This is a genomic window from uncultured Thiodictyon sp. (genome assembly GCF_903828115.1).
GTDB lineage: Bacteria > Pseudomonadota > Gammaproteobacteria > Chromatiales > Chromatiaceae > Thiodictyon.
Window position 1 is genome coordinate 1 of the sequence record NZ_CAIKKU010000355.1, and the last position, 6725, is coordinate 6725.

At 69.0% G+C, this 6725-nt stretch carries 2 protein-coding genes and 2 pseudogenes; 3 read left to right on the plus strand and 1 reads right to left on the minus strand.

Translation table 11 applies throughout. The features are described from left to right. Positions 1–373: 373 nt before the first annotated feature. A pseudogene (dacB, locus tag QZY48_RS13040) lies at positions 374–1582 on the plus strand (D-alanyl-D-alanine carboxypeptidase/D-alanyl-D-alanine-endopeptidase); the annotation flags it as partial. 62 nt (positions 1583–1644) lie between these two features. Here dacB and QZY48_RS13045 read toward each other — a convergent pair. Continuing rightward, positions 1645–2478, minus strand: coding sequence for an SAM-dependent methyltransferase (locus QZY48_RS13045; protein WP_295431289.1), 834 nt, complete (start codon positions 2476–2478; stop codon positions 1645–1647). A 420-nt stretch (positions 2479–2898) separates the two neighbouring features. Here QZY48_RS13045 and QZY48_RS13050 point away from each other — a divergent pair, with 420 nt between their 5' ends. Both QZY48_RS13050 and QZY48_RS13055 read left to right on the plus strand, forming a co-directional pair. Further along, positions 2899–4383, plus strand: coding sequence for a lipopolysaccharide biosynthesis protein (locus QZY48_RS13050; protein WP_295431290.1), 1485 nt, complete (start codon positions 2899–2901; stop codon positions 4381–4383). 16 nt (positions 4384–4399) lie between these two features. Next, positions 4400–6725, plus strand: a pseudogene (locus QZY48_RS13055) (mechanosensitive ion channel protein MscS); the annotation flags it as partial.

Genomic DNA, 6725 nt, shown 5'->3' on the forward strand with positions numbered 1-6725 from the left:
CGTTGTCGTTGTCGTAATCGCGGTCGGATTATTCGACAACGACAACGACAACGATTACGACAACGACAACGACAACGACCGCGGACCCGGGATCTGGGTCACCACCTCAGCTCTGATCGCACCCGCGACGACCTCGCGGCTTCGGTGTCGCACCGGGTCCCTGGTATCCTTGGGCGGTCACCCTGACTGGAGATCGCCCCCTGTGCCTGCACCATCCCACCGAGCGCGGCCTGCGGTCCGCCGCCGCCTCCTGCCGCGGCTCTGGCTCGCCCTCTGGCTACTCCCGGCGGCGGGGCACGGCGGACCCCTGCCCGTGGACCTCGACCGGGCGCTGCGGCTGCACCAGATCGACCAGGCGGATCTGAGCCTCTATGTGCGCGAGGTGACCCAGGAGCGGCCGCGGGTGGACCTCAACGGCGAGGTGCCGCGGGTGCCGGCCTCGACCATCAAGCTCCTGACCAGCATCGTCGCCCTGGGGCAGCTCGGCCCCAACTTCCGCTGGCAGACCCGTGCTTGGCTCAGCGGCCCCCTGGTCAATGGCCGGCTCGCCGGCGACCTGATCATCCAGGGCGGGGGCGACCCCAGCCTGCGCCTGGAGGACCTGTGGCGCTTGCTGTGGGAGCTGAAGGCGCGCGGTCTCACCACCATCGGCGGGGATCTGATCATCGACAACAGCGCCTTCGCCCCGCCGGAGACTTCCAGGGCGGCCTTCGACGGCAAGGGGCAGTCCGGCTACAACGCCCTGCCGGTGGCCTTCAGTCTCAATGAACAACTGACCGCGGTGGAGCTGCAATTGGACCCGGCGGCCAAGACGCTGCGCGCCTATCTGTCGCCGCCGGTCGCCCATGTGGAGCTGCGCAATGAGCTCAAGGTGGTCCAGGGCGCCTGTCAGGCGAAGAACCATCGGGTGCATGTGGCCGTCGCGGGGGAGGGGCCGGCGCTTATGACGCTCCAGGGGACCTTCGCCGCCGACTGCGGGCGCGATCGCGTCGAGGGGCTGCTGCTGGACCCCTTGCAGCAGGCGGGCCGCGCCGTTCTCGCCCTCTGGGAGGACCTGGGCGGGACCCTGCAGGGTCAGGTGCGCGACGGGGTGCGACCAAAAAACGCCGTCCTGTTCCACACCCACGAGTCCGCGGAGCTGCCCGTGATCCTGCGCGACGTCAACAAGTGGAGCAACAACCTCATCGCCCGCACCCTGTTCCTGACGCTCGGGATGGAGCGCTTCGGCCGCCCGGCCACCCCGGCCAAGGGCGAGGCGGCGGCCAAGGAGTGGCTGGCGCAACAGGGGCTGGATTTCCCCGAACTGGTGGTCACGAACGGCAGCGGCCTGTCGCGCGAGGACCGGATCAGCGCCGCGAGCCTGGGGCGGCTGCTCGCCTTCGCCTACGCCAACCAGGGCATGTCGGAGCTGATGGCGTCCCTGCCGATCCTGGGGGTGGACGGCACCCTGCACCGGCGCTTCAAGCACGAGGCCCTGCGCGGACACGGGCACCTCAAGACCGGCACCATGGCGGGCGCCACCGGGCTTGCGGGATTCGTGGACGACCGGACGGGCCGCCGCTGGATCATGGTGTCGCTGATCAACAACCCGCGCCTGCAGACCTGGCGCGGCAAGGCGGTGGAGGAGGCCGTGCTGCGCTGGATCTATGGCGAGCCCGCCGCCGGCTGTGCCGCGGGCGGGGCGGCGCCCTGCCCCGAAAAGGTCCTGGGCACCGGGGCCAGGGTCCAGTCCCCGGCGGCCGGCAGGAAGCCCGGGAGCACCGTCTCGCAGACCACGCAGGACAGAAACCCCTGACCATAGCGCTCCACCACCCGGAAGCCGGCACAGCGCAGCATCGACTCCAGACACGAGTGGGAGAAGCCCCAGATCCAGTTGGCATAGCCCTGGGCCGGATCATAGGGGGTCGAGACCCCCAGCGCGCCCTCCCCCAGGCTCCAGAGGCGCCGCTGTCCCTCGTCCAGATAGGGGTAGAAGACCGCGAAGTTCTTGATCCCCGGGTGCTCGGGCAGGGTGCTGGTGTTGAGGATCAGGACCCCGTCGCAGATCCGGCGCAACTGCATCAGGGTGGCGACCGGGTTGGGGGTGTGGTAGAGCAGGCCGGAGCAGAAGACCAGATCCCGGCGGCCGATCGCCTGGAGCGTTTCGTCGTCGTGGATGTCGCCTTGAATGAACTGCACCCGCGAGTCGAGCCGCAGCAGTTCGGCGGTGAATTCGCGACTGGCCGGATAGATGTCGACCGCCGCCACGCGCGCCGCCCCGGCGTCCTCCGCCACGAATGAAAAGAGCCCGTTCACCCGCCACATGCAGCCGATGTCGGCAAAGGTCTTGCCCGGCACGAGGCGCCTGATCAGGTCCTCCTTGAGCCGGTCCGGGACCTCGCTCACCCCGAGACCGCGGCCGAACAGCGCCTGCACGCGCGCGCTCAGCCGCTGCCATAGCGGCGATTTCAGGGCCCGAATCTTGAGTTGGTACAGCATTGCGAAGACTCACCGGCAGTGACATCATGACCGCGGGCGCGGCTGTTACCCCGCGCCGACAATCCTAAAATCCACAGATGGACACAGATGAACACAGATAAACACAGCTTTTCTGCGAAGTGTCATGCGCTTATCGCTCCTGCCACAAGCACCCGCGAGGTGAGCCCCCGACCAGCGTAAGCCAATGAATCATCTGTGTTCATCTGTGTTCATCTGTGGATGACTACTCTTTCCAGGAGAATTAGTCCGCGAACAGCGCAAGTGAACGCGAAGATGGTCGCGGCCCGCCGAGCGCGAGGTCCACATCATGGTGGAGCCACTTGGTCCACGCAAGCCTAGATGTAGAACTTTGTTGTCAACTGTTTCTTCTCCGTGCCTCCGTGTCTTTGTGAGAGGATTCGAGACCTTGCCGGGGGGCCCGTGAGCCTGGGCGCGGGCCTGAGGGCCAATACGCTCTGGGTCCTGACCGGCGACCTGGGTGTCCAACTGGTGACGCTCGGCTTCGGCGTGGTCTTGGCGCGGCTCCTGGTGCCGGCCGACTTCGGGCTGTTGGTCACGGTGCAGATCCTCACCGGGGCGCTCGGTTTCCTGGCCGCCAACGGCACCAGCGAGGCGCTGGTGCGCGCCAAGGTGCTGGGCCCGCGGGATGTGCGCACCCTGTTCGCGCTCCTGCTCGCCAGTTGCACGGCCATCTGTGCGGCGCTCAACCTGATCGCGCCCGCCTTCGCCGCCTGGTTCGGCGACCCCCGCCTGGAGCCCTTGCTGCGTCTCAGCTCGCTCGGTTTTCTGCTGCGCCCCTTCATGGCGGTGCCGACGGCGCTGTTGCATCGGGCCATGCGCTTTCGCGAGGTCTCCGTCCTGATGTTCGCGGGGGGCCTGAGCGCGGCGCTCGCGAGCACCCTGCTGGCCTTCCTGGGGCTGGGCGCGGCCAGCCTCGCCCTGGGCGGGCTGGTCGGTGCCCTGGTCCGGACCCTGCTCAGCGCGCGGCGGGCCGGCTGGGTCCCGGCGCTCGGTTTCGACCCGGCCGCCGCCCGCACGCTCGGTGTCTACGGGTTCAAGCTCTCGGTCAACGACATCATCCAATACGCCCGCGCCCAGACCGCCAATACGCTCATCAGCCGCCAACTGGGCGCCGGCCCGGTGGGTCTCTACAACAAGGGCGACAGCCTGGCGGAGATGCCTAACGACCTCTTGAGCGGGGCCGCCTATCAGACCCTGTTTCGCGCCCTGGCGTCGCTCCAGGACGACCGCGAGCAGTGCGCCGCGGTCTTCCTGCGCGCCCTGACCCTGGTCTCCTTCTATGCCATGCCCCTGTATGTCGGCCTGCTCTGGGTGGCGGAGCCGCTGATCGTGGTCCTCTATGGCGAACCCTGGGCCGCCGCCGCCCTCCCCTTGCAGGTGCTGGCCTTGGCCGGACCGCTGCGGGTGATCGCCAACCTCGCGCGCGCGGTGGCCGCCTCCCACAACCAGTTGGGGCGCGAGATGCGGATCCAGTTGGAAACACTGGGCCTCCTGGTCTGCGGCACCGCAATCGGGCTGCACTGGGGCCTGGTTGGGGTCGCGGTCTGCGCCCTGCCCGCCTTCATCCACAACGCCGCCCGCCTGGCCGGCCTCGCCAACCGCACCCTGGGGCTGGGTTGGGGCCAGGTGGGGCGCGCCCTGTGGCCAATCCTGCGCCTCAATGGGATCATGGCACTGGTGCTGGCTGCGACTGACCTGGCCCTGAGGGCCGCGGGGCTCGCCGGGTCCCGGGTTCTGTACCTGGCCGCCATGGTCGGCGCCGGGGCCGCCCTCTACGGCGCCGTCTTGCTGCTGCGGCCGCCGCCCGGCCTGCAGGGTGAGTCGCGGCGCTGGCGCACCTTGACGCAACCGCGCTTCTTAAGATCAATCATCGGCCGCAAATGAACTTAAACGAACCGACATGATTCAGACAATGGACCTTGCCAAGCGCGGCGTCTGGCTGCTCCTGCTCGCCTGGCTGACCCTGGGGGCGTCCCCGCCGCGGGCGGCGAGCGCGGCGACCACCCTCCCGGGCACCCCCACCGCAACCGAAATCGAGGCCAGGATCAAGCAGGCGCAGTCCCGCAAGGGCCTGGACGAGGCCGCCCGGACCGCCCTGATCGACGACTATCGGCGGGCCGCGGCCGCGCTGGACGCGGCCGCTGAGTACGCGGCCAAGGCCGGCGCCTTCACCCGCGCCCTGGAGGAGGCCCCCAACCAGGCGGCCGAGATCCGCAAGCAGGTCGCGGCCGGCCAGGATGACGTCAAGGCGGCCGTCCCGGGCCCCGTCGGACTGTCGAGCGAGGAGCTCGAGCAGCAACTGACCAAGACCCGCACCGAGGCGGCCGCCGCCGAGGCGCGCATCAGCGAGCTGGACAAGGCCATCGACGGCGCCGCCGCCCGCATGAGCGAGGCGCGCGGCCGGGTGGCGGACATCCGCCAGTTGCTCGAGCAACTGGACATGGACGCGAAGGCCCCGGCGCCCCCGAACCAAGCGCCGGAGGCGACCCAGGCGACCGCCTGGGTCCTGGCCACGCGCCGCCAGGCCCTGACGGCAGAGTCGCGCGCCCTGGAGCAGGAACTCGCGAGCCAGAGTGCGCGCGACGAACTCTATCGCGCCCAGCGTGAGCAACAGGGCTTCAACCTGCGGCGCATCAAGGAGCGCCAGGCGCAACTCCAGGAGGTCCAGGACCAGCGCCGCAAGAGCGAGGCGGAACAGGCGCGGCGTGAGACCGAGGACGCACAACGGGCCGCGGTCAACAAGCACCCGCTGGTGCAGGAGGCCGCCAATGAGAACGCCAAACTGACCGGGACCCTGGGGGAACTGGCCGGGCAACTCGATCAATTCGCCGAGCTGCTCGCCCAGACCGAGCGGGAACACAAGCGCATTGAGGCCGACTTTCGGGGTGCGCGGGAGCGCATCGATGTCGCGGGGGTCAATCAGGCCCTGGGCCAGGTCTGGATCGATCGGCGCCAGGACCTGCCGGACCTGCGCAAACTCCGCAAAGAGATCGCCGCCCGCAACGACCAGATCGCCGAGGCGACGCTGAGCCAGATCCGCTTTCGGGAGGAACAGCGCGCCCTGCGCGACCTGGACTCCGTCCTTACCGAAATGGCCGCGGCCAACCCGGCGGCGCAGACCGACGTGGTCCGCGACGAGCTCGAGCAGCTCTTGGAGAAGCGCCGCGACCTGATCGACAAGGCCCTGGCCGGGACCGACGCCTACATCCGCAAACAGGGTGAGATCAACGACGCCGCCGAGCAATTGATCCAGAGCGCCACCGACTACGACGCCTTCCTCGCCCAAAACCTGCTGTGGGTCCGCAGCACCGACTCACTGTCGTTCACGAGCCTGTCGGCCCTGCCCGGGGCCGCGGCCTGGCTGCTCTCGCCGCGGGGCTGGATGGAGGCCCTGCGGGTCCTGGGCTACGAGTCACTGCACTCACCGCTGCCCGGGGCCGGCCTGCTGGCGGTCCTGCTGCTGCTCTGGAAGCAGACGGCCATCAAACGGGCGATCCTGGCGACCGCCGAGCCCCTGCGGCGCGTGCGCACGGACCGGTTCGGCTACACCCTGGAGGCGATCGGGCTGACCTTGGTCGCGGCGCTGCCGGTGCCGCTGACCATCCTGCTGCTGGGCCATACCCTCTCGGCCTCCATCGAGGCCACCAGCTTCACCCGCGCCATCGGCAATGGCCTGATCAAGGTGTCGCTCGGGCTCTATTTCCTGCGCGCCTTTCGCCTGACCTGTCTCCCCGGGGGGGTCGCCGACCGGCATTTTCGCTGGGAGAGCGATGTGCTCCAAAAGATTCGTCGCCACCTGCGCTGGTTCACCCCCTTCATCGTCGTCAGCAGCCTGATCGCCTATGCCGTCTACCTCAACCGCGATACCGTGGACAGCGACAGCCTGGGCCGCCTGGTCCTGATCGGCGCCATGCTGGGGACCGCGGTCTTCCTGGGTACCCTGCTCAATCCCCGCTCCGGGGTCCTGGCGCGACTGCTGGCGGCCCACCCGAACGGCTGGGCCAACCGCCTGCGCAACCTCTGGTATGCCATCATCGTCGGTGCGCCCCTGGCCCTGGGGTTACTGGCAGGGCTCGGTTTCCTCTACACGGCCGGCACCCTTTTCGAGTCCCTGGTGCAGAGCGCCTGGCTGGCCCTGGGGCTGGTCATGCTGCAACAGGTGATCGTGCGCTGGCTGGTCTATACCAGGCGTGATCTGGCCTTACAGGCGGCCATGGAGCGCCAGA